This is a genomic window from Arthrobacter sp. Z1-15 (assembly GCF_054792395.1).
On the sequence record NZ_CP096454.1, the window covers coordinates 2,131,258 to 2,155,498 of the forward strand.

The 24,241-nt window shown below is 64.9% G+C and carries 22 protein-coding genes; 8 read left to right on the forward strand and 14 right to left on the reverse strand.

All coding sequences use genetic code 11. The features are described from left to right. Positions 1-360: 360 nt before the first annotated feature. The gene (zapE, locus tag M1D40_RS09785) at positions 361-1,443 is read left to right on the forward strand and encodes a cell division protein ZapE (protein ID WP_461168697.1); all 1,083 of its coding nucleotides are present in this window, start codon (positions 361-363) and stop codon (positions 1,441-1,443) included. Between the two features lie 210 nt (positions 1,444-1,653). On the opposite strand, the gene M1D40_RS09790 is transcribed toward zapE, so the two are convergent. The 4 genes from M1D40_RS09790 to M1D40_RS09805 form a co-directional block, all read right to left on the reverse strand. Next, a complete protein-coding gene (locus M1D40_RS09790; protein WP_461168698.1) occupies positions 1,654-2,400 on the reverse strand; it encodes a GNAT family N-acetyltransferase in 747 nt (248 codons plus the stop codon). Further along, positions 2,397-2,756 (reverse strand): EamA family transporter, encoded by a 360-nt coding sequence (locus tag M1D40_RS09795; protein WP_461168699.1) that lies wholly within the window; start codon positions 2,754-2,756, stop codon positions 2,397-2,399. Before M1D40_RS09795 ends, M1D40_RS09790 begins: the two co-directional genes overlap by 4 nt. A 357-nt stretch (positions 2,757-3,113) precedes the next feature. Next, positions 3,114-3,512: a hypothetical protein gene (locus tag M1D40_RS09800; RefSeq protein WP_461168700.1), complete on the reverse strand. Its 399-nt coding sequence runs from the start codon at positions 3,510-3,512 to the stop codon at positions 3,114-3,116. Positions 3,513-3,967: 455 nt separating this feature from the next. Beyond that, the gene (locus M1D40_RS09805) at positions 3,968-4,252 is read right to left on the reverse strand and encodes a hypothetical protein (RefSeq protein WP_461168701.1); all 285 of its coding nucleotides are present in this window, start codon (positions 4,250-4,252) and stop codon (positions 3,968-3,970) included. Positions 4,253-4,358: 106 nt separating this feature from the next. Between M1D40_RS09805 and M1D40_RS09810 the strand changes: the two genes are divergently transcribed. Further along, positions 4,359-4,589: a hypothetical protein gene (locus tag M1D40_RS09810; RefSeq protein WP_461168702.1), complete on the forward strand. Its 231-nt coding sequence runs from the start codon at positions 4,359-4,361 to the stop codon at positions 4,587-4,589. 141 nt (positions 4,590-4,730) lie between these two features. Here the strand turns inward: M1D40_RS09810 and M1D40_RS09815 are convergent, their stop codons facing one another. Continuing rightward, on the reverse strand, positions 4,731-5,627 hold the full coding sequence (locus M1D40_RS09815; protein WP_341395834.1) for a heme o synthase: 897 nt from the start codon (positions 5,625-5,627) through the stop codon (positions 4,731-4,733). Between the two features lie 497 nt (positions 5,628-6,124). On the opposite strand from M1D40_RS09815, the gene tkt reads away from it, so the two are divergent. Genes tkt through pgl form a run of 6 tightly spaced genes read left to right on the forward strand, consistent with a single transcriptional unit; the run spans position 6,125 to position 14,385 of the window. Next, positions 6,125-8,314 carry a transketolase gene (tkt, locus tag M1D40_RS09820; RefSeq protein ID WP_461168703.1) on the forward strand — a complete coding sequence of 730 codons (2,190 nt, stop codon included), beginning with the start codon at positions 6,125-6,127 and terminating at the stop codon, positions 8,312-8,314. 23 nt (positions 8,315-8,337) lie between these two features. After that, the gene (gene tal / locus M1D40_RS09825; RefSeq protein ID WP_341395822.1) at positions 8,338-9,453 is read left to right on the forward strand and encodes a transaldolase; all 1,116 of its coding nucleotides are present in this window, start codon (positions 8,338-8,340) and stop codon (positions 9,451-9,453) included. Between the two features lie 5 nt (positions 9,454-9,458). Further along, the gene (locus M1D40_RS09830) at positions 9,459-11,087 is read left to right on the forward strand and encodes a glucose-6-phosphate isomerase (RefSeq protein ID WP_341395821.1); all 1,629 of its coding nucleotides are present in this window, start codon (positions 9,459-9,461) and stop codon (positions 11,085-11,087) included. Next, on the forward strand, positions 11,088-12,632 hold the full coding sequence (gene zwf / locus M1D40_RS09835) for a glucose-6-phosphate dehydrogenase (RefSeq protein ID WP_341395820.1): 1,545 nt from the start codon (positions 11,088-11,090) through the stop codon (positions 12,630-12,632). After that, complete coding sequence (locus M1D40_RS09840; protein ID WP_341395819.1) at positions 12,629-13,564, forward strand: glucose-6-phosphate dehydrogenase assembly protein OpcA; 936 nt, start codon at positions 12,629-12,631, stop codon at positions 13,562-13,564. Before zwf ends, M1D40_RS09840 begins: the two co-directional genes overlap by 4 nt. Beyond that, a complete protein-coding gene (gene pgl, locus M1D40_RS09845) occupies positions 13,561-14,385 on the forward strand; it encodes a 6-phosphogluconolactonase (protein WP_461168704.1) in 825 nt (274 codons plus the stop codon). Before M1D40_RS09840 ends, pgl begins: the two co-directional genes overlap by 4 nt. A gap of 153 nt (positions 14,386-14,538) precedes the next feature. Here pgl and secG read toward each other — a convergent pair whose 3' ends face one another. From secG to uvrC, 9 genes are all read right to left on the reverse strand, one after another. After that, entirely contained in the window at positions 14,539-14,790 is a 252-nt protein-coding gene (gene secG, locus M1D40_RS09850) for a preprotein translocase subunit SecG (RefSeq protein ID WP_341395817.1), read from the reverse strand. Between the two features lie 64 nt (positions 14,791-14,854). Beyond that, positions 14,855-15,670, reverse strand: coding sequence for a triose-phosphate isomerase (tpiA, locus tag M1D40_RS09855; protein WP_461171042.1), 816 nt, complete (start codon positions 15,668-15,670; stop codon positions 14,855-14,857). A 113-nt stretch (positions 15,671-15,783) separates the two neighbouring features. Next, positions 15,784-17,010 carry a phosphoglycerate kinase gene (locus M1D40_RS09860; protein ID WP_341395816.1) on the reverse strand — a complete coding sequence of 409 codons (1,227 nt, stop codon included), beginning with the start codon at positions 17,008-17,010 and terminating at the stop codon, positions 15,784-15,786. A gap of 88 nt (positions 17,011-17,098) precedes the next feature. Beyond that, positions 17,099-18,103, reverse strand: coding sequence for a type I glyceraldehyde-3-phosphate dehydrogenase (gene gap, locus M1D40_RS09865; RefSeq protein ID WP_341395815.1), 1,005 nt, complete (start codon positions 18,101-18,103; stop codon positions 17,099-17,101). 243 nt (positions 18,104-18,346) lie between these two features. Next, positions 18,347-18,973: a superoxide dismutase gene (locus M1D40_RS09870; protein ID WP_341395814.1), complete on the reverse strand. Its 627-nt coding sequence runs from the start codon at positions 18,971-18,973 to the stop codon at positions 18,347-18,349. 119 nt (positions 18,974-19,092) lie between these two features. Next, complete coding sequence (gene whiA, locus M1D40_RS09875; protein ID WP_341395813.1) at positions 19,093-20,073, reverse strand: DNA-binding protein WhiA; 981 nt, start codon at positions 20,071-20,073, stop codon at positions 19,093-19,095. A 10-nt stretch (positions 20,074-20,083) separates the two neighbouring features. Further along, complete coding sequence (locus tag M1D40_RS09880) at positions 20,084-21,112, reverse strand: gluconeogenesis factor YvcK family protein (RefSeq protein WP_461168705.1); 1,029 nt, start codon at positions 21,110-21,112, stop codon at positions 20,084-20,086. Beyond that, positions 21,113-22,012 (reverse strand): RNase adapter RapZ, encoded by a 900-nt coding sequence (gene rapZ, locus M1D40_RS09885; protein ID WP_341395811.1) that lies wholly within the window; start codon positions 22,010-22,012, stop codon positions 21,113-21,115. 145 nt (positions 22,013-22,157) lie between these two features. Further along, a complete protein-coding gene (gene uvrC / locus M1D40_RS09890) occupies positions 22,158-24,173 on the reverse strand; it encodes an excinuclease ABC subunit UvrC (RefSeq protein ID WP_461168706.1) in 2,016 nt (671 codons plus the stop codon). Positions 24,174-24,241 lie beyond the last annotated feature (68 nt).

Genomic DNA, 24,241 nt, shown 5'->3' on the forward strand with positions numbered 1-24,241 from the left:
TCTCTCCGACTCCCCCGGCTCTTTATCTGCCGGCCAAAGTGAACGGCCCGCTTTCCCGCCGGCCGCGTCGTTGATGAACAGGGCGCAATACAGGAGTGCTTCGGTGTGGAGCGGGGCCGAGCCGGACAGGAGGTCGATGGCATGGCGTCCTGCCGGACGCGGGGCGAGGGGCGAGGGGCTGCGGCCGCACCCGGACGGGCGGGCCCAATGGTCTGATCCGGGCCTGTGTCCAGCTCCAGGCGCAGACGGCGGAGGTCATTTTTGTCCCCGAGGCCCGCAGCGGTGACTGCATCTGTGTGCAGATCCCGGGACCAATCACCCCGGCCACGTTTCAGGTGGCTGAAGGGCATAATCAACCCTGTGGCGAGGAGCAAAAGCATAAGAACTGACTGGGCAGCAGCTATCGACGAGTCTGCTGCCAGCGCTGGTTTTCGGTTAGACAATGCGCAAGTCCTCGTTCGGGACAGGCTTCTCGGACTCAGTGGGGATCTGCTCGCGTCCCGGTGGAGACGGGCCCAGCTCCGGGGTCTCTATGTGTGGGGTGATGCCGGCTGCGGTAAATCCTGGCTGCTCGACGCCTACTTCCGTGCGCTCCCAATCCAGTCGAAACGGCGAGTCCACTTCCACGGATTCTTTGATCAACTTCATCGCCGCATCCATGAACACCAAGGAGAAACCAGCGCCGTCGAGAGTGCTGTCCGTGAGCTCACCGACGGTGTGAAACTCCTGTACTTTGACGAGTTTCATGTCCATGACTCTGGAGACGCCGCGCTTTTAACACGGCTCCTGAGACAACTCTTCGCCACGAACGTCGTCCTCGTTGCAAGCTCTAACTACGCCCCCGCGTCCTTGCTGCCCAATCCGATCTGGCATCACCTGTTCGAACCAGGCATCGAACTGATCCAGACCAACATGGACATCATCAAGCTCCAGGGAACGGAAGACTATAGAGCCAGGCCGCAATCATCGGTCACTGGATTCAGGAGTGGGCGATGGATCAGCCCGGACCCCAGCGTTCAGCAGGACTGCCACACCCCGCAGGACCCTCAAACATCCGACACTGTTGAGTTGATAGTGGGCAGCAGGCGATTCCCTGTGGTCGCACATCGTGGCACCGAACTGTGGATCACCTTCGAGCAGTTATGCGGGGCACAGACTTCGTCCGTGGAGTATCTGCGCTGGGCGCAGCAGTTCAATCACTGGGTGCTATTGGATCTGCCCTCATTTGCCGACACTGACCCGGAGGCGCAACAGAGGCTTATCAACGTCATCGACGTTCTCTGTGACGCCGATGTGCGAACAACCATTCGGTCCCCCCTTACTCTCGAGGAGTTCCGGGCCACTACGCAGAACCGACCCGACGCCTTCAGAATGATGAGCCGATTACAGCTACTACAGACACAGCACCAGTCTCAACCCTGGCCACCTGAAGAGGCTGTCTAATGGTCCTTCTTGAAATCGTACGGTAGCTAATTCGTAGGCGGAGCCGGTCCCCCAGTGACATGACGATTCACGATCAGACTGTAGAGGACGGCATTGTCCCCTGAGCGCCCGTAAGTGGGTGGCTCAACATCCAACTTACCGACCGGCTTATGGGCACTTGGATCGCCTTGTGAGTGTGGGTGGTTTCTCAAAAAATCCCAGCGGCCGAACCTAGCCGTCGCTAAGAAGAATCCCAAGATAGTCTGCGGAACGTATGTGTCCTCTGACGTCGAGGTTCCAGGCGGGCCGTATAAACCTTTCCGAACTAAGGCGCAGGTACTGAACCTCTGTTACTTCCGCAGGTTTCCACGATTCCCTGAAAATCCCATTGGGCTCGTAACCCAAAGATTTTGACACACCTAGAGATGCGGAGTTCCAGACTGCTGCCTCGGAGACAGCGGTGGTCGCCTTCAACCAATCAAATGCGTAGAGGATGACTGCTGTTCGCATCTCCTTGCCGAGGCCTTGGCCCTGAGCATCTTGGCGGAGCCAGGAGCCCGTTGACACGGTCTTGAGCGTGCCAAACCCTTCGGCGCTCAAGTCCTGACACCCGACAAAGTCGTTGCCTCTCCAGACTCCGAAGTGGAGTGCCCACTTCTGCGGTGTCGATTCTGCACGTGCCCGCCAAATTCGTCGTGCAGTGTTTGCGGGAAGATCTTCAGGGCGTGCCTCCGTCCACGGGTGGGAAAAAGGCATCTGCCCGGGGGGATGTATGCCAGCCTCCGCGGCTTCCACGGCAGCGGGCAAGTCTGCATCTTGGATCGGTCGCAGAACCAAACGTGGAGTGGAGAGAACTAATCCGAAGGGTGGCCACAAGGTGGCTGGGCTGGTCACCCCTAATCCTAACCAGACGTTGTGACGTTGATCAGGTTCGAAATCCGTCCTCCTAAGTGCACGGCCCGGTGAGGGATCGTTCACCGTGCGTTTTCTGTTCCCGGAGTGGTTTGGAGGGAAGCGGGATATGGGCCGGCCGTCGTGTTCGGTGCTGGTCGGAGCGTGCTCAGGGCGAGGGTGCCGAGGATGATAGTCGCCCCGATAAGTTGACCGGGGGTCAGTGGTTTGGCTGAGGAATGTCCATCCTGCGAGGTGGCGACGAGTGGGCTGAGAAGACCCAGGATTGCCGTGGTTGATGCTGGTAGAAGGTGTATCCCGCGGAACCAGAGGGTGCAGGCCGGGGCGGTGCCGATGACACCGAGGTAGAGGTACCCCCGTCCCAGGGGCCCCTGCGGCCTGACTCCTAAGTGGGCCTGGTCGCAGGCAGTTATCGGAGCCATAGTCTTCCTCGCAACCGTCTGTCTATATGTGGGTGAACGGTGGTCCGTGGTACGCAATGCTCATAGGGCTGGGCGTCATTGTGTCCGGAGCCTTTCAGATCTGGAGTAACAACCCTAAGCACCGGTCGCTCGCTCGTTGTCGTACAGACTGTTATCGCGCCGCCCGGCATAAAGAGGGTGCCGGTGGTTGGGACCAAGACAGGTGGGCTCCACGGCGATGCGGCTCGTTTCCGCGGGCGGCGAAGCTAGCTTGAAAGTGTCCGTACCTGTGTCGGTGTCAGTGCAGCAGTAACGGTCACAGACCGGCGACGGATAGATGCGGCGCGGAAGAAGTCCTGCGGATTGTTGATCGTAAACTCACGGCTGATGATTAGAGAGGATCTCTTGCCGTACCGCAAACCAATCGCTCGGCCCCAAGCTGCCCGGATACGGTAAAGGTGTCATGGCAAGTCGTGACGACGGGATGACACCGACCTGCCATTGATCTTCATAAACAACCCGGCCGGGATCATGCGAAACCGTGCGCTCCCATGCAACGCCTTTCAACTTAAGAATCGACAGGAGCGGCTGCAGGCGATTCGTCATCCCTTCGGTGCCCTCCCGAAACCAGGTGACTGCACCTATGGAGTTCCCATCATCGTAGAACGGAGGATTGGGAAGGTTCTCCTGAAACCAGTCATCGATGAGGGCATAGAGAACTATCTCTTCTTGGCTCAGTCTCCCGGTTCGACGAAGATGATCAACCGCGACGAACACGCCGACGGGTACACCTGTCCGCCCCACGTAGCCTGCATGAAATCGTTGAAATGGCCCCATGCCTCATGGTGCCATGCCACTTGAAAGCAAGCGAAAAAGCAGCTGCATGAACCCGCTGTCCGGTCTATTCGCGACATCTCTTTGGTTGCCCGAAACTTCAACTTTCGGCCAGCAGGGTAGGTGTCCACCGGTGCAGCACCCGATGACTGCATTGAGGATGATAGACCCGGTTATCACCGATTCGCGGGAGATGGTGGCATACCCACCTGACCTAGCCTGACGGCGGTAATGAGCACCGCCTCGATCAGCACCATCGGCAGGTGCGCCCAGCCGTCCCGCAAGTCGATCCTTTAGAGAAAGTCTTAGCCGTATGGGTCGAACGCCAACGGCACTACCTCCGCACGGGCCGGCTGCTACAGGCCAGGGAAAACCAGCTGAACTCAACGGTGCCGTATCTAATAGGTCGTTTCGGCCCAGGCTGGCCAGGATTCAGCATCTGCGTCCAAATCAATCCCCTGGAGACGGACAAGGCAGACATTGCCCGGAGACCATGTAGTGACCCAAAGGCTGTACGACCGGCCGCCGGCCGTGGAACGTGTCCATTCGAGCACCTCGTAAAGGTCCGCGCCTGAAAGCTCCCACTCTTCTTTGGCTCCGTCTTCGGTCCAGAAGTACACCCGGTAGGAGGGAGCATCGATCTGCTGGGTTTGGTCCCGTGGGTCAATCAGCTCTGCTCGCATTCATCGACAGTACCGCCAGACAAAATATCGCGCGGTAGCGTGCCTGTAAGCCTGTGAATCCTCGGACGCTCTGGCGTCCGTTCCGGGGATCGGCCTGCGGGCGCGGATGTATGCCCTGTGCCTCACCCATCAACACCCCACCGCAGCGAACACAGCGGCTGACGGAATCGCTCACGCCACCGCCATCGCGGCCATCGTCCGCATCACCGGCGGCAACTTCCGTCTCGTCGACCGACTCCTCACCCAGATCGCACGCATTCAGGGCCTCAACAACCTCGAAACCCTCACACCCGAGCTCGTCGACGCAGCCCGAGAAGCCCTCCTCATCGGCCACTAAACTCCGGGAAAACCGTGCCGCTTATCGTTGCAACTCACAACGATAGATCCAGGCAAAGCCCCTGACCCTGGAAACAGTAAAGGACCGGAGTTTCCTCCGGTCCTTCAGGGGTGCCGCTAGTCCTTCAAAAGCTGTCCGCCGCTAGAGCAGCGGGCCGCCCACGAACGGATCGATGGCCAGCGCCAGGAACAGCACCGTCAGGTAGCTGATTGAGCCGTGGAAGACCTTCATGGCGGTCTTGTCCGTGACGTTGCCGTGCTGCGCCCGGTTGTGCAGGCGGTGCGTCTCGGCAAGGAACCAGACTCCGCTCAGGACGGCGGCCAGGGTGTACACCCAGCCGGCACCGCCCACGGGAACCAGCAGCAGCGAGCAGGCAACCGTCGCGTACGCATACAGGACAACCTGGACAGAGACGAGCTTGGCTCCGGCAACGGCTCCCAGCATCGGCACGGAAGCGTTGCGGTAGTCCTCGCCGTACTTCATGGACAGCGGCCAGTAGTGCGGCGGCGTCCAGAGGAAGATGATCATGAAGAGGATGAAGGCCGGCCATTCCACCCGGTTCGTGACGGCGGCCCAGGCGATGAGCACCGGCATGCAGCCGGCGGCGCCGCCCCAGACAATGTTCTGGGTGGTGCGGCGCTTGAGGATCAGCGTGTAGAAGACGACGTACAGCAGGATGGCACCCACGCCCAGCAGGCCGGTGAGCGGGTTGGCGCCGAACCAGAGCAGGGCGATGGAGACGATGCCCAGCACCCAGGCAAACACCAGTGCTTCGCGCGGAGACACCTCGCCGGTAACCAGCGGCCGGTTCTTGGTCCGCTTCATCAGCTTGTCCATGTCGCGGTCGATGTAGCAGTTGAAGGCGCCGGCGCTGCCGGCGGCGAGGGCACCGCCCACCATGGTTGCCACCACCAGCCACAGGCCGGGCAGTCCGCGCTCCGCAAAGATCATGGTCGGCAGCGTTGTCACCAGCAGCAGTTCGATGACGCGCGGCTTGGTGAGAGCCACATAAGCCCGGAGCTTACGGCCTGCCGTCATCTTGCCGGTAAACACCGGAAGGTCGGCGGGGGCTTGCTGCGTTGTCACGGGGCGATCACATCATCCAATCTGGGCCGGAAAAGTCCACCATCATCATAGCCTCTATCGGCTGTAGAAAACGAAGCCCTCAGCTGCCGTGCCCGCCCGGTGCATCCGGATAACCGGCCGGACGCCGAAATAACCTCGGCACGGCCATCGGCACGACACCCGGAACAACCTCGGCGCGCCGCGGCGGTCCCGGTCAGGGAAACGATACGCCCATTGGCCCCGCCTACGGGATAAGGTTGGAGCGGACCTTTCCCGCGGCGGGTAAATTGCCGCTGGGCAGCACCGGGCAGGATGGAAGATGCCGCATTCCGGTATGGATTCTCCGGCTTCGGCTGTTGTGGTGGTTAAGGAACCGGATGCACCGGAAAAGAGCCGGTGTGTTCGGGAGTCTCCGGCGTTCTACGCGCCGGTCATCTGTAGTAGAGAGGGGCCCGGTAAACGTGCCACATATGGAAGAGCAAGAACTGATCTGGACAGACCTGGACCGGAAAGCCGTGGACACTGCCCGCGTGCTGGCCGCCGACGCCGTCGAAAAGGTCGGCAACGGACACCCGGGAACCGCCATGAGCCTGGCACCTGCAGCGTACCTGCTGTTCCAGAAGCTGATGCGCCATGATCCGTCGGATCCTCAGTGGACCGGCAGGGACCGTTTTATCCTCTCCCCCGGACATACCTCGCTGACGCTCTACATCCAGCTCTTCCTTTCCGGCTACGGACTGGAGATCGGTGACCTCGAGGCACTGCGCACCTGGGGCTCCAAGACCCCCGGCCACCCCGAGTACCGCCACACCGCCGGCGTCGAAATCACCACCGGACCGCTGGGCCAGGGCCTTGCCTCCTCCGTGGGCTTCGCGTTCGCCCAGCGCCGCCTCCGCGGCCTGCTCGACGCCGACGCCCCGCAGGGTGAGAGCCCGTTCGACCACACCACCTGGGTCATCGCGTCCGACGGCGACATGCAGGAGGGCGTCACGTCCGAGGCATCGTCGCTGGCCGGCCACCAGGAACTCGGCAACCTCGTCGTCATTTACGACGAGAACCACATCTCCATCGAGGACGACACCGACATCTCCTTCACCGAAGATGTCCTGAAGCGCTACGAAGCCTACGGCTGGCACACCCAGCGCGTGGACTGGACCAAGACCGGCGAATACGTCGAAGACGTTGCCGAACTGTACAACGCACTGCTCGCCGCCAAGGCAGAGACGTCCAAGCCGTCCATCATCTCGTTGCGCACCATCATCGGATACCCGGCGCCGAACAAGCAGAACACCGGCAAGATCCACGGCTCCGCCCTGGGCAAGGACGAAGTCGCCGCGCTGAAGGAAGCACTGGGCTTTGACCCGCAGAAATCCTTCGACGTCGACGCCGCTGTGCTGGAGCACGCCCGCCAGGTTGTGGCCCGCGGGTCCGAGGCCCACCGCGAATGGGACGAGCGCTTCGAGGCCTGGAAGGCTTCGAACCCCGACGGCGCCGCCCTGCTGGAACGCATCAGCACCGGTACGCTGCCCGCCGGCTGGGAAAAGAACCTGCCCGAGTTCGACTCCGGCAAGGACATGTCCACCCGCGCCGCCTCCGGCAAGGTCCTCTCCGCCATCGGCCCGGTACTTCCCGAGCTGTGGGGCGGTTCCGCCGACCTGGCCGAGTCCAACAACACCACCATCGAGGGCTCCCCCTCCTTCATCCCCGAGTCCCGGCAGACCAGCGCCTGGTCCGGCGGCCCGTACGGCCGGGTGCTGCACTTCGGTATCCGCGAGCACGCTGCCGCTGCGATCGTCAACGGCATCACCATGCACAGCGGCACCCGCGCGTTCTCCGGCACGTTCCTGATCTTCAGCGATTACCAGCGGCCCGCCATCCGCCTCGGCGCGCTGATGGGTGTTCCGTCCATCTACGTCTGGACCCATGACTCCATTGGCCTGGGTGAAGACGGACCCACTCACCAGCCGGTGGAGCAGCTGGCTTCGCTGCGCGCCATTCCGGGACTGGACGTTGTCCGCCCCGGCGATGCGAACGAAGTGGCAGCCGCGTGGAAGGCAATCCTCGAGAACACCGAGAACCCGGCCGGAATTGTCCTGACCCGCCAGAACATCCCCACGTACGAGCGCGGCGACGGCGCAGCCACGGCTGAATCCTTCGCATCGGCCGACGGCGTCTCCCGCGGCGGCTACGTGCTGGCCGAAGCCGTCCGCGACGGCTCCGTGGTGACCCCCGACGTCATCCTCATCGGCACCGGCTCGGAAGTTCAGCTTGCCGTTGCGGCCCGCGAAGCCCTGGCCGCCGAGGGAATCGCCGCCCGCGTCGTCTCGATGCCCAGCGTCGAGTGGTTCAACAAGCAGGACGCACAGTACCGCGAGGCCGTCCTGCCCAAGGACATCAAGGCCCGAGTGTCGGTTGAAGCCGGGATTGCCCAGGGCTGGCGCGAGATGGTCGGCGACGCCGGCCGCAGCGTCTCGCTCGAGCACTTCGGTGCCTCCGCCGATTACAAGACCCTGTACCGCGAATTCGGCATCACCGCCGAGGCCGTTGCCGAAGCAGCCCGGGATTCCCTGGCAGCAGCCAACGGTTCGGACACCCCGCCCGCCGGCACCACTGCCGCACCCTCGGGTGAACAGTCCACCGAAACCGGCGATCAGAAGTAATTCCAGCAACAAGGAGATAATTCATGACTTCCACCCCTACGGCGCAGCTTTCCGAAGCCGGCGTCTCCATCTGGCTGGACGACCTGTCCCGCGAACGCATCGTCTCGGGTTCCCTTAAGGACCTCATTGACAACAAGAACGTGGTTGGCGTGACCACCAACCCGAGCATTTTCGCCGCGGCCCTGGCCAACGGCGAGTCCTACGCGGCCCAGGTGCAGCAGCTCGCCCGCTCCGGCGCCGACGTCGACAAGGCCGTCTTCGAAATCACCACCGACGACGTCATCCAGGCCTGCGACGTCTTCGCTCCGGTTGCCGAAGCCACGAACGGCGTCGACGGCCGCGTTTCCATCGAGGTCGATCCCCGACTCTCCCGCGACACCGAGGGCACCATCAAGGAAGCCCGCGAGCTGTTCGACAAGGTCGGCCGCTACAACGTGCTGATCAAGATTCCCGCCACCAAGGAGGGCCTCCCGGCCATCTCCGCGACCCTGGCGGCCGGGATCAGCGTCAACGTCACGCTGATCTTCTCCCTGGAGCGCTACCGCGAGGTCATCAACGCCTACATGGTGGGCATCGAGCAGGCGAAGGAAAACGGACACGACCTGTCCAAGATCCACTCCGTGGCGTCCTTCTTCGTCTCCCGCGTGGACAGCGAAATCGACAAGCGGCTCGAGGCCGTCGGAACCGACGAAGCCAAGGCACTCAAGGGCAAGGCCGGCCTGGCCAACGCCCGCCTGGCCTACCAGGTCTTCGAAGAGCAGTTCGCCACCGAACGCTGGCAGGTGCTGGCTGCCGCCGGCGCCAACGCGCAGCGCCCGCTGTGGGCTTCCACCGGCGTGAAGGATCCGGCTCTGCCGGACACCCTGTACGTCACGGAACTTGTCGCTCCGAACGTCGTGAACACCATGCCTGAGAAGACCCTGGACGCCACGGCCGACCACGGCGTCATCACCGGAGACACCGTCAGCGGCACCTACGCCGCCTCCGGTGAACTCCTGGACAAGCTGGAGGCCCTGGGCGTTTCCTACTCCGACGTCGTCGAGCAGCTGGAAACTGAAGGCCTGGACAAGTTTGTGGTCAGCTGGGGAGAACTCCTGGAGACCGTGAAGACCGCACTGGACAACGCAAAAGAGGCATAGAAAAAATGACCACACTGTCCTTCGAAGCAGCCGGAGCCGCGCTGGCCGCCGTCGAAAAGAACGTACCTTCACTCGTTCGGAACGACGTCGCCGCCCGCCTCCTTGCCCAGGATCCCACCCTGTGGGGTCCCGACGCCGAAGCGGAAGCTTCCATCCGCCTGGGATGGTTGAATCCTTCAGCGGCCTCCCGGCCGCTCGTTGGACAGATTCGCGGGCTCCGGGAAGAACTGGCCGCCGAGGGAGTGACCCGCGTGGTCCTCGCCGGCATGGGCGGTTCTTCCCTGGCCCCGGAGGTCATTACCCGCACCGCCGGCGTTGAGCTGACGGTGCTTGACTCCACCGACCCGGATGCCGTCCGGGCAGCTCTGGAGAACCGGCTGGAGGAGACCGTTATTGTGGTCTCCTCCAAGTCCGGCTCCACGGTGGAAACCGATTCCCAGCGCCGCACCTTTGAGCAGGCGTTCACAGATGCGGGAATCGACGCCAAGTCCCGCATCGTGGTTGTCACCGACCCCGGCTCCCCGCTGGACGGTGCCGCCCGCGAAGCAGGCTACCGCGCCGTCTTCAACGCTGATCCCAACGTCGGCGGACGCTATTCCGCGCTGACTGCCTTCGGACTCGTCCCCTCCGGCCTCGCCGGGGCCGACATCGAGGCGCTCCTGGACGATGCGGAAGATGCACTCGAAATCCTCAGCGACAACGATGCCGACAACATCGGGCTGCAGCTAGGTGCCGCGCTGGGCGGCACCGACCCGCTGCGCAACAAGGTGGTCATTGTCGATGAGGGCTCCGGTCTGGTCGGTTTCCCCGACTGGGCCGAACAGCTTATTGCCGAATCCACCGGCAAGCTCGGCACCGGTCTGCTGCCGGTCGCCGTCGAGCCCGGAGCACCGGAAATCTCTTCGGGCGCCCCTGACGTCCTGACGGTGCGCCTGGTGGCCGTTGACTCCGACGCCGCACCGGAGGGCGACCAGGCAGTTGTTGCCGGCTCCCTCGGCGGCTCCATGATGCTGTGGGAGGTGGCCACCGCCGTCGCGGGCCGGCTCCTGGGCATCAACCCCTTTGACCAGCCGGACGTTGAGGCCGCCAAGAAGGCAGCACGGGGCATGCTCGACGCGCGTCCGGAACCCACTGATCCCGCCTTCACGGACGGGTCCGTGGAGGTCCGCGGCCCGTCCGCGCTGCTGGGCAGTGCCGGAACGCTGGCCGAGGCGCTCAGTGCGCTCACCGCGGAGCTTGGCGGCGACGGGTACCTGAGCATCCATGCCTACCTGGACCGGTTCGGACAGGCCGAGCTCGCCGGGATCCGTCCCGGCCTCGCCGCGGCCACCGGACGCCCGGTGACCTTCGGCTGGGGACCGCGCTTCCTGCACTCCACCGGCCAGTTCCACAAGGGCGGCCCGGCGCAGGGCGTCTATCTGCAGATCACCGGCGCGCCGCAGGAAGACCTTCCCGTCCCGGGACGGCCCTTCACCTTCGGTGAACTGATCAGTGCCCAGGCCGCCGGTGACGCACAGGTCCTCGCCGACCAGGGCCGCCCGGTCCTGCGCCTGCACCTGCTCAACCGCGAACAGGGCGTCCGCGAGATCGAAGAGGCAGTACGTTCACTCGGCGCCGAAGGCGGCAGCAACTAGATGGCGGCAGAGGACAAGCAGGGATCCGCCAACCCGCTGCGGGATCCCCGGGACCGGCGGCTCAGCCGCATCGCAGGACCGTCATCGCTGGTCATCTTCGGCGTCACCGGAGACCTGGCCCGGAAGAAGCTCATTCCGGCCGTGTACGACCTTGCCAACCGCGGCCTGCTGCCGCCAAGCTTTTCGCTGGTCGGCTTCGGCCGCCGGCCCTGGAGCAACGAGGACTTCGCTGCCCAGGTCCTGGAATCGGTGCAGGCGTTCGCCCGCACCGACTTCGACGAGAACGTCTGGAAGCAGCTCGCACAGGGCATCCGGTTTGTTGAGGGCGGCTTCGACAGCGACGAGGCCTTCGGCAAGCTCAAGGAGACGCTCGAGTCCCTGGACTCCGAACGCGGCACCCGCGGCAACCATGCCTTCTACCTGTCCGTTCCCCCGAAGTCCTTCGAGCAGGTCTGCCAGCAGCTCTCCCGGCACGGCCTCGCCCAAACGTCTGAAGGAAAATGGCGCCGGGTGGTCATCGAAAAGCCCTTCGGCCACGACCTGCAGTCCGCCCGGGAACTCAACAACGTGGTGGAGTCCGTGTTCCCGGCCGATTCAGTGTTTCGGATTGACCATTACCTCGGCAAGGAAACGGTCCAGAACATTCTGGCCCTGCGCTTTGCCAACCAGATGTTCGAACCGATCTGGAACGCGAACTTCGTGGACCACGTCCAGATCACCATGGCCGAGGACATCGGCATCGGCGGGCGCGCCGGCTACTACGACGGCGTGGGCGCGGCCCGCGACGTCATCCAGAACCATCTCCTGCAGCTGCTGGCGCTGACGGCCATGGAGGAGCCCATTTCCTTCGACGCCGACCACCTGCGCGCCGAAAAGGAAAAGGTCCTCGCCGCTGTCCGGCTGCCCCGGGACCTCTCCAAGCACTCGGCGCGCGGCCAGTACACCGGCGGCTGGCAGGGCGGGGAAAAGGTGACCGGTTTCCTGGAGGAAGAAGGCTTCAACCCCGATTCCACCACGGAAACCTTCGCCGCCGTCCGCCTGGACATCAACACGCGCCGCTGGGCCGGAGTTCCCTTCTATCTCCGGGCCGGCAAGCGGCTGGGCCGCCGGGTCACGGAAATTGCGGTGGTGTTCAAGCGGGCCCCGAACCTGCTTTTCCGGGACCACAATGACCACGACTTCGGCCAGAACGCCGTGGTTATCAGGGTCCAGCCGGACGAAGGCGCCACCATCCGCTTCGGGTCCAAGGTCCCGGGAACCCAGATGGAGGTCCGCGACGTCTCCATGGACTTCGGCTACGGCCACTCCTTCACGGAGTCCAGTCCGGAAGCGTACGAACGCCTGATCCTCGATGTGCTGCTGGGCGAGCCGCCGCTGTTCCCCCGCCACCAGGAAGTGGAGCTGTCCTGGAAGATCGTCGATCCGTTCGAAGAGTACTGGGCGTCCCTGGGCACCCAGCCGGAACCGTACGCCCCGGGCAGCTGGGGTCCGGAGTCCGCCGATGAACTGCTCGCCCAAGACGGAAGGACCTGGAGAAGGCCGTGATTGTAGAACTGCCGGACACAACAACGTCCAAGGTATCCAAGGAAATTGTCGCCATGCGGGAAAAGGGCGGTGTGGTGACCCTGGGCCGTGTGCTGACCCTGGTCGTCGATACGCAGCCCGATTTTGTGGAAGAGGCCATTGCCGCCGCCAACGAAGCCAGCAGGGAACACCCCTGCCGCATCATCGTGCTCGCCGAAGGCTCCCGGGAGGACGAAACACGGCTCGACGCCGAGATCCGCGTAGGCGGTGACGCCGGTGCCTCCGAGGTCATCGTCCTGTCCGGACACGGTGAGCTCGCCGGCGAAAGCGTCTCGCTGGTCTCGGCCCTGCTTCTGCCGGACGCACCGATTGTGGTCTGGTGGCCGCACGGTGTTCCGGAGAACCCTTCGCAGACTCCGCTGGGCTGCATTGCCCACCGCCGGATTACCGACGCCGCCACCGGCGCCGATCCCAAAAAGACGCTGCTTGCCCTGGCCGAGGACTACGCCGACGGCGACACCGACCTGAGCTGGACCCGGCTGACCAACTGGAGGATCCAGCTGGCGGCGGTGCTGGACGGCGCAGGCGCGGAACCCGTCGACTCCGTCACAGTGGCCGGAGCTTCCGACTCGGCCAGCACGTTCCTGCTGGCTGCCTGGTTGAAGCATGCCCTGCAGGTGCCCGTGAAGATCATCGAAGGGGAGCCCGGAACCGGCATCCACCAGGTGGTTTTCGAACGTGCTGCCGGTAACGTGGAACTGCTGCGTCCGGACCAGATCACCGCACACCTGACCCAGCCCGGACAGCCAGAGCAGCAGATCTCGCTGCCGCGCCGGAATCTGCGCGACTGCCTGGCCGAGGAACTCCGCCGGCTGGATCCGGACGAGGTGTACGGAGAAGTACTGACCCAGGGCCTCGCAGCCTGTCTGTCCCGGGAAGGGGCCAACGCATGAGTTATTCACCCAATGGAGTCAGCATCCACCCGAGCGTGGAGGCCCTGACGACGGCGACCGCCGCACGGCTGATCACCAAGCTGGTGGACGTTCAGAGCCGCCGGGGCGTTGCCACCGTGGTGCTGACCGGGGGAACCGTGGGAATAGCCGTGCTCGACGCCGTCGCCACGGCACCGGCACGCGTCGCGGTGGATTGGTCGAAGGTGAATTTCTGGTGGGGCGACGAGCGGTTCCTGGCCGCCGGCTCCCCCGACCGCAACGCGGTGCAGGCCCGGCAGGCCCTCTTGTCCCGGCTTCCGGTGGATCCCGCGCGGGTGCACCCCGTGCCGTCGTCGGATGATGCCGCCTCCGTGGAGGAAGCTGCTGCCGGCTACGCCCTCGCCCTGGCCACAGCCGCGGCCGAAGAGAAACTGCCGCCGGGTTTCGAGTCCCGCGACTCCCGGCTCCCCCGCTTTGATCTTCTGCTCCTGGGGGTAGGCCCGGACGCCCACATCGCCTCCCTGTTCCCGGAGATGGCGGGCATCCGCACCACGGGCACGACAGTTGTCTCCGTCCTTAACGCGCCCAAGCCTCCGCCGGAGCGGGTGTCCCTGACCCTTGAAGCGATCAATACCGCCGAGGAGGTCTGGCTGACCGTGGCCGGTGAAGACAAAGCAGGCGCCGTGGGCCTGGCCCTGGCCGGAGCCGGCCCGGTGCAGGTCCCCGCGGCCGGTGCGCACGGGCGGACCAAGACACGCTGGCTGGTTGACCAGGCGGCGGCCTCCCAGCTGCCGGAACGCCTTCTGGATCCGGAGGGAACCGGAGCCGGCGCCGAGGACTAACCCTTCCGGTGCCGGCACACCCGCCGCATCCGGCGGACACGCGAAAGCCCCGGAGATCCTTGCGGATCTCCGGGGCTTTGCCGTGAGCTGTGCGCGGTTCCTGCTGCCGCGTCCGGGTTTACTGCGCCGAAGGCCGGGCCTCTGCTGCCGTGGCTAGGCTTCGCCGGAGAAACGCTGGATCAGGCCCAGGGCAATAATCACGGCGCCCCAGGAGATTCCGAGCATCACGGTGAAGCGGTTCAGGTTCTTTTCGGCAACCCCGGAGGAACCCATGCTGCTGGTCATCCCGCCGCCGAACATGTCCGACATGCCGCCGCCGCGTCCCTTATGGAGCAGGATGAGCAGTGTCAGCAACAGGCTGGTGATGGCAAGAAGAACCAGCAGGATAATCTTCAGAATTTCCACTTACGGCCTTTCGGGGGTGACTCATGGATTGGAGACGTGCACTGCGGTGCAGGTCAGCTGCAAATCAGTCGGTCACCAGGTGTTGTTCGAACCTGACAATATTAGCAAACTCGGCCACATCCAAACTGGCACCGCCCACCAGCACGCCGTCGACGTCGCGCTGCTTCAGAATGCTCGCGGCATTCGCTGCCTTCACCGATCCTCCGTAGAGCAGCCGGGTCTTGGCAGCCACGGCGTCGTCGTACAGATCCGCAATCTCACTGCGGATCGCTGCGCACATTTCCTGGGCATCTTCGGGGCCGGCAACCTCACCGGTGCCAATGGCCCAAATCGGCTCGTAAGCGATAACGAGGGAGGAGACCTGCTCGGCGTCGAGGCCGTCGAGGTCCCGGCGGACCTGCTCCAGGGTGTGCTCCACGTGCTTGCCGGAGGAGCGGACCTCCAGGCCCTCGCCCACGCAAAGCACCGGCACCAGGCCGTTGCGGTAGGCGGCCTTGAGCTTCTCGTTCAGCAATTCATCGGTTTCGCCGTGCACAGTGCGGCGTTCGCTGTGGCCGACCAGGACATACTTGCAGCCAAGCTTGGACAGGAAGGCGCCGGAGATGTCGCCCGTGTAGGCGCCGGAGTCCTTCGGGGACAGATCCTGTGCGCCGTATTCGAGGTCAAGCTTGTCTCCGCGAACCAGGGTCTGCACGCTGCGCAGGTCCGTAAACGGCGGGAAGACGGCAGCCTCCACGCGGTTGTAGTCATGCTGGGCGTCCTTGAGGGTCCAGGCCAGCTTCTGCAGAAGGGTGATGCCCTGGACGTGGTCCATGTTCATCTTCCAGTTGCCCGCGATCAGCGGTCTCCGGTCAAACTTGCCGTTGGTCGAGGTGGTCATCATCGCTCCGGTTTCTTAGGGATTATAGGGATGGTTACGGGTGTCCGGGCGGGGAAGAGCGGACATGGAAGTGCGGGCCCGCCGCCTTCCGGCAGCAGGCCCGCACCCCGGTGCTACTGGTCCAGGACGGTCAGTCCCGGGAGTTTCTTGCCTTCGAGGTATTCCAGGGAAGCGCCGCCGCCGGTGGAGATATGACCGAAGTCACTGTCACTGAACCCGAGCTTCCGGACGGCAGCGGCGGAATCGCCGCCGCCAACCACGGAGAACCCGCTCGAGTCCTTCAGCGCCTGCGCAATGGTGCGGGTTCCGTTGGCGAAGGCATCAAACTCGAACACGCCCATGGGGCCGTTCCAGAAAATGGTCTTCCCCGCGCGGATCTTCTCGGCGAAGGCGGCAGCGGAATCCGGTCCGATGTCCAGGCCGATGCCCGAGGCGCCGAAGCGGCTGCTCTCCATGGCGTCCGCGGGAACCACGTCCACGTCGGCATCGGCGGAGAACGCGTCGGCAACCACGATGTCGGTGGGCAGCACGAACTCGCAGCCAACCTCCTTCGCCCGGCTGAGGTAGCCCTTGACGTTCTCGATCTGGTCCGCCTCCAGCAGGGAAGCGCCCACGTTATATCCCTGCGCGGCAAGGAAGGTGAACACCATGCCGCCGCCCACCAGCAGGTAGTCGGCACGGTCCATGAGGTTCTCGATGACGGCCAGCTTGTCGGAAACCTTTGAACCGCCCAGCACCACCACATACGGCTGCTCGGGGTTTTCCGTCAGCCGCTTCAGTACCTCCACCTCGGTGTGCACCAGGTCGCCCTGGTACGCCGGCAGCACCTCGGCGATGTCGTACACGCTGGCGTGCCTGCGGTGGACGGCACCGAACGCATCGTCCACGTACGCGCCGTTCTCCCCGGTCAGTCCGGCAAGTTCGCGTGCAAGGGCCAGGCGCTCGTCGTCGTTCTTGGACGTCTCCCGCGGATCAAAGCGAATGTTCTGCAGCACCAGGACAGAGCCGGAGGCCAGCGACGACGCCAGTTCGTGTGCACTTTCCCCCACCACGTCGGAGGCGAACTCGACCGCAAACGGCGCGAGCTCGTCCAGCCGGTCCGCAGCGGGCTGCAGGGAGTACTTGTCATCGGGGGTGCCCTTGGGCCGCCCCAGGTGCGCCATGACGATCACCTTGGCGCCGTGCTCCACCAGTTTTCCGATGGTGGGGATCGACGCGCGGATGCGTCCGTCGTCGGCCACCTGGCCGTTGTCCAGCGGCACATTCAGGTCCGACCGGACCAGCACATACCGACCGTCAACGCCGTCGCTGATCAGTTCCTCGAGAGTCTTGACTGTCATGTCTTACCTTTGCGTCCCTTTCGGGCATTGGGGGCTTGGTGTTTGGGGCTTGGAGCCCGGGGTGGATGGTGTGCCGGATTCCCGGCTGCTACAGGCTGGAGCCAACCAGTGTGGTCAGGTCCACCAGGCGGCAGGAGTAGCCCCATTCGTTGTCGTACCAGCCCACTACCTTCACCTCGGTGCCCATGGCCCGGGTCAGGCCCGAATCGAAGATGCACGACGCCGGATCGGTGACGATATCGGAGGAGACAAGCGGCTCATCCGTGTAGCGCAGGATTCCGTTCAGCGGTCCGTCCGATGCGGCCTTGTAGGCGTCGTTGATTTCCTCGACCGTTGCTTCCCGGCTGAGTGTGACGGTGAGGTCCGTGATCGATCCTGTGGGCACGGGCACGCGCAGGGCGAAACCGTCCAGCTTGCCGTCCAGTTCAGGAAGGACCAGGCCGATGGCTTTGGCGGCACCGGTGGAGGTGGGCACGATGTTCAGGGCTGCGGCACGGGCCCGGCGGAGGTCCCGGTGCGGGCCGTCCTGCAGGTTCTGGTCGGCGGTGTAGGCGTGGACGGTGGTCATCAGGCCGCGCTCGATGCCGAACGCCTCATGGATAACCTTGGCCAGCGGACCCAGGCAGTTGGTGGTGCAGGATGCGTTGGAGACAATGTTGTCGGTCTCCGGGTTGTACTCGCCGTCGTTGACGCCCATGACGATGGTGCGGTCGGCGCCCTTGCCCGGAGCCGAGATGAGGACTTTCTTTGCGCCGGCGTCGAGGTGTTTCTTGGCGTCTTCGGCTTTCGTGAAGAACCCGGTGGACTCAATGACGACGTCTACGCCGAGGTCCTTCCAGGGCAGGTTGGCGGGATCCCGTTCGGCGAGGACCTTGATGGTCTTCCCGCCGACAATCAGGTCGCCGCCGCGTACTTCCACGTCAGCGCCGATGCGGCCGGTCACGGAATCGTACTTCAGGAGGTGGGCAAGGGTTTCAGGGCTGGTGAGGTCGTTGACGGCCACAATGTCGAGGTCGGCGTTCTGCTCCAGTGCTGCGCGGAAGTAGTTTCGTCCGATGCGTCCAAAGCCGTTGATTCCAACACGAGTAGTCACTTTTCTGTCTCCTTGATTGCGGGTGTACCGAAAACGTGACCTTGTGTGAGATCAGGCCACTGGTCTGACAGGGTTTGGTGCGGGCCGGGACGCCTCCCGGCGGGGGCGGCCAACAACAGGGCCGGCCGCCCGCCGGGAGGCCCCGCCGTGCCGTGAGGCGCGGCGGGGACCCTCGCAATCATCTTACGCGTCGGGCCTGTCCCGGGTACCGGTAGGGGCCCGTTTTGGGGCCCGCAGGCCTGATTAGGCCGGGAGCACCAGGGTGTGGGCGCCGGTGCGGGCGGACTCGAAGCGCGTGGCCACATCGGCCCAGTTGACGATGTTCCAGAAAGCCTTGACGTAGTCGGCCTTCACGTTGACGTAGTCCAGGTAGAAGGCGTGCTCCCACATGTCCAGCATCAGCAGCGGAATGGTGCCCACGGGGACGTTGCCCTGCTGGTCGTACAGCTGCTCGATGACCAGGTTCTGGCCCAGCGGCTCGTAGGCCAGCAGCGCCCAGCCCGAACCCTGCAGCGAGGTGGCTGCAGCAGTGAACTGGCCGCGGAACGCATCGAAGGATCCGAAGAAGTCATCGATGGCTGCAGCGAGCTCGCCAACGGGCTTGTCGCCGCCTTCGGGAGACAGGTTGTTCCAGAAGATGCTGTGGTTGACGTGTCCGCCCAGGTGGAACGCCAGGTCCTTGGACAGCTTCGGGATGGTTGCGAAGTCACCCTTTTCGCGGGCTTCGGCCATCTGTGCCAGCGCGGTGTTGGCTCCGGCAACGTACGTTGCGTGGTGCTTGTCGTGGTGCAGCTCCATGATGCGGGCCGAAATGTTCGGCTCCAGTGCCGCGTAGTCGTACGGCAGTTCCGGCAGAGTGTATTCGTTCACAAAATCCTCCTGTAAGAGTCGGAAAATAGGTCGGATCGGTGATCCGGGCGGTGTTTCCATCCGGAAACACCGGTGCTGCCGAAAACGGCAGCATGCTTAGTCCATCCTATGCTTCCACGCTACTCGTCAAGCATCTCAGGAGTCACATTGGCCTCAGTGCCGGGGATGCCCAACTCGGCCGCGCGCTTGTCGGCCATGGCCAGGAGGCGGCGGATGCGGCCGGCGATGGCGTCCTTGGTCATGGGCGGTTCGGCAAGGTGGCCGAGCTCGTCAAGGCTGGCCTGCTTGTGCGCCACGCGCAGCTCGCCGGCGTAGCGCAGGTGTTCGGGCACGTCGTCACCGAGGATGTCCAGCGCCCTGTCCACCCGGGCGCCGGCTGCCACCGCGGCCTGGGCCGAGCGGCGAAGATTGGCGTCGTCAAAGTTGGCCAGCCGGTTGGCGGTGGCGCGGACTTCCTTGCGCATGCGCCGTTCCTCCCAGACCATCAGTGCGTCATGGGCGCCCATGCGCGTCAGCAGGGCGGCGATGGTGTCGCCGTCGCGGATCACCACGCGGTCGATGCCGCGGACTTCGCGGGCCTTGGCGGCAATGCCGATCCGGCGGGCCGCACCCACCAGGGCCAGGGCTGCTTCGGGCCCGGGGCAGGTCACTTCCAGCGAGGAGGACCGGCCCGGCTCGGTCAGTGAGCCGTGGGCCAGGAAGGCACCGCGCCAGACGGCCTCGGCGTCGGCGGCGGAGCCGTTGACCACCACGGAGGGCAGTCCGCGGACCGGCCGCCCGCGGGCATCCAGCAGCCCGGTCTGGCGGGCCAGGGATTCCCCGTCCTTGACGACGCGCACCACGTACCGGTTGCCTCGCCGCAGGCCTCCGCCGGACACCACAACGATGTCCGAGGCGTGGCCGTACACTTCGGCGATTGCGGCGCGCAGCCGCCTCGCCGTGGACGCCAGGTCCACTTCAGCTTCAATCACAATGCGGCCGGAAATGATGTGCAGTCCTCCGGCAAATCGCAGCAAGGCCGATACTTCCGCTTTGCGGACGGAGGACTTTTTCACATCAAGCCGTGAAAGTTCCTCTTTTACTGCTGCGGTCAACGCCACAAATACACTCCTAGTTCTCCCCAAACATATCGTGATAGGCGGTGGCCAGGCGCAGCGGATCATGGATCGGCCGCCCGGTCGCTGCCCCCACCTTACCGAAGACGGGCCGCCCGCCCATCGCGGCCACCGCGGCGCTGAAAGCGTCCCGGTCTTCGATGACGGCCGGATCCGCAAGCACGGCATCCACCCGAAGCCCGGGTGCGTACCGCCTCACCTCGGCCAGATGGTCCAGTGCCGACATTCCGGCAGTTTCCTTGGTTTCATTGCTCAGGTTCATCGTCAGGCACCGCTTGGCCTTGGTCCGGCAGAGGGCGGAACGCAGCTCCGGCAGCATCAGGTGCGGCAGCACGGACGTGTACCAGGACCCGGGGCCGAGGATGACCCAGTCGGCCCGCTCAATTGCCGCGACGGCTTCCGGGCAGGCCGGGGCATCAGCGGGCGTCAGCCGGACTTCGGCAACCTTGCCCCGCGCTCCGGCCGTCGCCAGCCGGGCCTGGCCGGTGACCAGTTCCAGGTGCTCACCGGCGGGCGTCTGCCGCAGCAGGTCGCCCTCGATGGTCAGCGGCTGGGTGGACATGGGCAGGACCTGGCCGCGGGCACCGAGCAGCGCTCCGGCCCACTGCAGCCCCGCAACGGGGTCGCCCAGCAGCTCCCAGAGGGTGACGATCAGCAGGTTGCCCAGGGCATGGTTGTCCAGCGAACCCCGGACTCCGGGACGGGACTGGAAACGGTGCTGCATGACATCGCGCCACGTCCGCCCCCAATCGGTGTCATCGCACAGGGCCGCCAGCGCCATGCGCAGGTCACCGGGCGGAAGCACATCCAGCTCGTGGCGCAGGCGTCCGGAGGAACCGCCGTCGTCGGCCACCGTGACAACCGCGGTCAGGTCCGTGGTCAGCAGCCGGAGGGCGGAGAGCGAGGCGGACAGTCCGTGCCCGCCGCCCAGTGCCACCACGGCCGGCGAGCCGTCGCTGCCCCCGGATTCGCGGGCCGTTCCGGTCTGCGGAATCATCGGGAGCGGGCCGGTCAAAAACGCCATCTATTCGCGTCCAAGGTCGCGGTGGTGCGCGCTGACCGTCACGTGCGGCAGCTGCGCCAGGCGCTTGGCCAGTTCCTCGGTGACCGCCACCGAGCGGTGCTTGCCGCCGGTGCAGCCGACGGCGATGGTGGCGTAATGCTTGTTCTCGCGCCGGTACCCGTCAATCACCGGCTCCAGTGCATCAACGTACCGGTCCAGGAAATCCCGGGTGCCGTGGGCGTCAAGGACGTATTCCCGCACGTCCTCGTCCAGGCCGGTGTGCGGGCGCAGCTGCGGGACCCAGTGCGGGTTGGGGATGAAGCGGACATCGGCGACATAGTTGGCGTCCACCGGCAGCCCGTATTTGAAGCCGAAGCTCATGACGTTCAGCCGGAGCACGATGGGCCCGGACTCGGTGAAGAGCTCGGTAATGGTGGTGGCCAGGGCATGCACGTTCAGCTTGGAGGTGTCCACGACGACGTCGGAGGACTCGCGCAGCTCCTTCAGGACATCCCGCTCGGCCGCGATGCCGTCCAGGATGCTGCCGTCTTCCTGCAGCGGGTGCGGACGCCGGCCCTGTTCGAAGCGGCGCACCAGGGTTTCGTCCTCGGCGTCCAGGAAGAGCAGGCGGTAGGAAACCCCGGCAGCCCGGAGTCCGCTGAGCGCCTCCCGGATGTCCTGGAAGAGCTCCTTGCTGCGGACGTCGATGACCACCGCCAGTTTGGGAATGGAATGCGGCATCCGGGACACCAGCTCGGTCAGGGTTCCGAGCATCAACGGCGGCAGGTTCTCCACCACGTACCAGCCGTGGTCCTCGAGGGCATTGGCGGCCGTGCTGCGTCCGGCGCCGGACATGCCGGTGACCACCAGCAGCTCAGACTCGGCGGGCTTGACCGGGGTCAGCGCGTCCTGTTCCTTCATGTCCGTCGTCCCATCCTTGAGATCTTGTCCGGCGCAGGGCACTGCGTCCCGCACTGGTTTGTTCTGCCGTGGTTCCTGCGCAGCGGTGACGGGCCGGCTCCGCACGTCAACTGCTGCAGGGAAAGAAGCCGATTACCCAGCCTAGCTAAGTTTCCACGATTTCGCCGGTGGTCATGTTTACGGCCGGAGCGGATGCCTGCCCGCCCTTTGCGGCGAGCTGGGCGTGGACCGAGGCAGCCAGGGCCGGGCCGATGCCCGGGACGCGCTGCAGTTCCTCGACCGACGCCTTCCGCAGCTTCTTGACGGATCCGAATTCCTTGAGCAGGGCGGCCCGCTTGGCGGGACCGAGGCCGGAAATTTCGTCCAGCAGGGAGGCGGTCATGGACTTCGCCCGCTTCTGGCGGTGGAAGGTGATGGCGAAGCGGTGTGCCTCGTCGCGGATTCGCTGGAGCAGGAACAGTGCTTCGGAGGCGCGCGGAAGGATCACCGGGAAATCACTGTCCGGAACCCATACTTCCTCCAGGCGCTTGGCCAGGCCGACAACGTAGATGTCGGTAATGCCCAGGTCCGCCAGGGCGCGGGAGGCCGCGGCGACCTGGGGCTGGCCGCCGTCGACCACCACCAGGTTGGGCGGATAGGCGAACTTGGTCCGCGGAGCCGCGGTCAGCGTGTCCGTCAGCGGCTGGACGTCGGTGCCGGTGCGTTCGGCCGGCAGCTGCCCCGCAGCGGGATCAGCCGGCGGGTCGGCAGCCGGGTCGGCATTCTCGGCGAGGTAGTTGCGGAAGCGCCGGGAGATCACGTCGTACATGGCCGAGGTGTCGTCGCGGGCGGCGTCGCCGGTGATGGAGAACTTGCGGTAGTCCGATTTTTTCGGCAGGCCGTCCTCCGCCACCACCATGGAGGCCACCACGTTGGTGCCGGAGACGTGCGAGATGTCGTAGCACTCGATCCGCAGCAATGCCACGGGCAGGTCCAGGGCTTCCTGCAGCTCCTGGAGGGCCGCGGAGCGGGTGGTGATGTCCCCGGCCCGGCGGCTCTTGTGCAGCCGCAGGGCGTCGGAGGCATTGCGTGCCACGGTCTCCATCAGCGCCTTCTTGTCCCCGCGCTGCGGAACCCGGATGTCCACGCGGGCGCCGCGCAGCCCGGAGAGCCACTGTCCCAGCTCATCCGCGTTGGACGGCAGCACCGGAACCAGCACCTGGCGGGGAATGCGGTCGGTCGAGGCAGCCTCGCCGTAAACCTGCTGGATGAGGTGTTCCACCAGGTCCGCGGTGTCCGTGTCTTCGACCTTTTCCACCACCCAGCCGCGCTGCCCGCGGATCCGGCCGGCGCGGACATGGAACACCTGGGCCGAGGCTTCGAGTTCGTCTTCCTCGAGCGCAAAGATGTCAGCATCGGTGTCTTCGCTGAGCACCACGTTGTTGCGTTCAAAAACCTTGCGCAGGGCCGCGATGTCGTCGCGCAGCCGGGCTGCGGTTTCGTAGTCCAGCTCGGCCACGGCAGCCTGCATTTCCTTTTCCAGGGTGCCGATGAAGCGCTTGCCTTCCCCGGACATGAAGTCGCAGAGTTCGGCGGCCAGCTTGCGGTGGTCTTCCGGGCTGATCCGGCCCACGCACGGAGCGGAGCATTTGTCGATGTAGCCCAGCAGGCAGGGCCGGCCGGTGCGTTCGGCGCGCTTGAAGACCCCGGAGCTGCAGGTGCGGACCGGGAAGACGCGCAGCAGGGTGTCCAGGGTTTCGCGGATGGCCTTGGCGGGGTAGAACGGGCCGAAGTAGCGGGTGTCCTTGCGCCGGTCGCCGCGCATCACCTGGGCCCGGGGGTACTTCTCCCCCATGGTCACCGCCAGGTAGGGGTAGGACTTGTCGTCCCGGAACATGATGTTGAACCGGGGATTGAACTCCTTGATCCAGGTGTACTCCAGCTGCAGTGCTTCCAGCTCGGTGCTGACCACTGTCCATTCCACGCTGGCGGCGGTGTGCACCATGGCGCGGGTCTTGGGCAGCAGGCCCCGGGGGTTGGCGAAGTAGGAGTTCAGGCGGGAACGGAGGTTCTTGGCCTTGCCGACGTAGATGACCCGGCCGTGCTCGTCTCGGAAACGGTAAACGCCGGGAGCGGTGGGGATCTCCCCCGTCTTCGGCCGGTATGTTGCTGGATCTGCCACTGTTCCATCCTACGGTCGCCGCCGGACGCCTCTGCGCAGGCCGGCGCCGCTTTCGCGGGACGCTGAAC

Coding starts and splice junctions, on each gene's coding strand:
- pgl (WP_461168704.1), top strand. CDS start 13,561: ATGAGTTATTCACCCAATGGAGTCAGCATCCACCCGAGCGTGGAGGCC.
- M1D40_RS09860 (WP_341395816.1), bottom strand. CDS start 17,010: ATGACAGTCAAGACTCTCGAGGAACTGATCAGCGACGGCGTTGACGGT.
- M1D40_RS09830 (WP_341395821.1), top strand. CDS start 9,459: ATGACCACACTGTCCTTCGAAGCAGCCGGAGCCGCGCTGGCCGCCGTC.
- M1D40_RS09880 (WP_461168705.1), bottom strand. CDS start 21,112: ATGGCGTTTTTGACCGGCCCGCTCCCGATGATTCCGCAGACCGGAACG.
- zwf (WP_341395820.1), top strand. CDS start 11,088: ATGGCGGCAGAGGACAAGCAGGGATCCGCCAACCCGCTGCGGGATCCC.
- tkt (WP_461168703.1), top strand. CDS start 6,125: ATGGAAGAGCAAGAACTGATCTGGACAGACCTGGACCGGAAAGCCGTG.
- M1D40_RS09815 (WP_341395834.1), bottom strand. CDS start 5,627: ATGACGGCAGGCCGTAAGCTCCGGGCTTATGTGGCTCTCACCAAGCCG.
- rapZ (WP_341395811.1), bottom strand. CDS start 22,012: ATGAAGGAACAGGACGCGCTGACCCCGGTCAAGCCCGCCGAGTCTGAG.
- M1D40_RS09805 (WP_461168701.1), bottom strand. CDS start 4,252: ATGCGAGCAGAGCTGATTGACCCACGGGACCAAACCCAGCAGATCGAT.
- M1D40_RS09810 (WP_461168702.1), top strand. CDS start 4,359: ATGTATGCCCTGTGCCTCACCCATCAACACCCCACCGCAGCGAACACA.
- tal (WP_341395822.1), top strand. CDS start 8,338: ATGACTTCCACCCCTACGGCGCAGCTTTCCGAAGCCGGCGTCTCCATC.
- tpiA (WP_461171042.1), bottom strand. CDS start 15,670: ATGACCACCTCGACCAACGGCAAGTTTGACCGGAGACCGCTGATCGCG.
- M1D40_RS09795 (WP_461168699.1), bottom strand. CDS start 2,756: ATGGCTCCGATAACTGCCTGCGACCAGGCCCACTTAGGAGTCAGGCCG.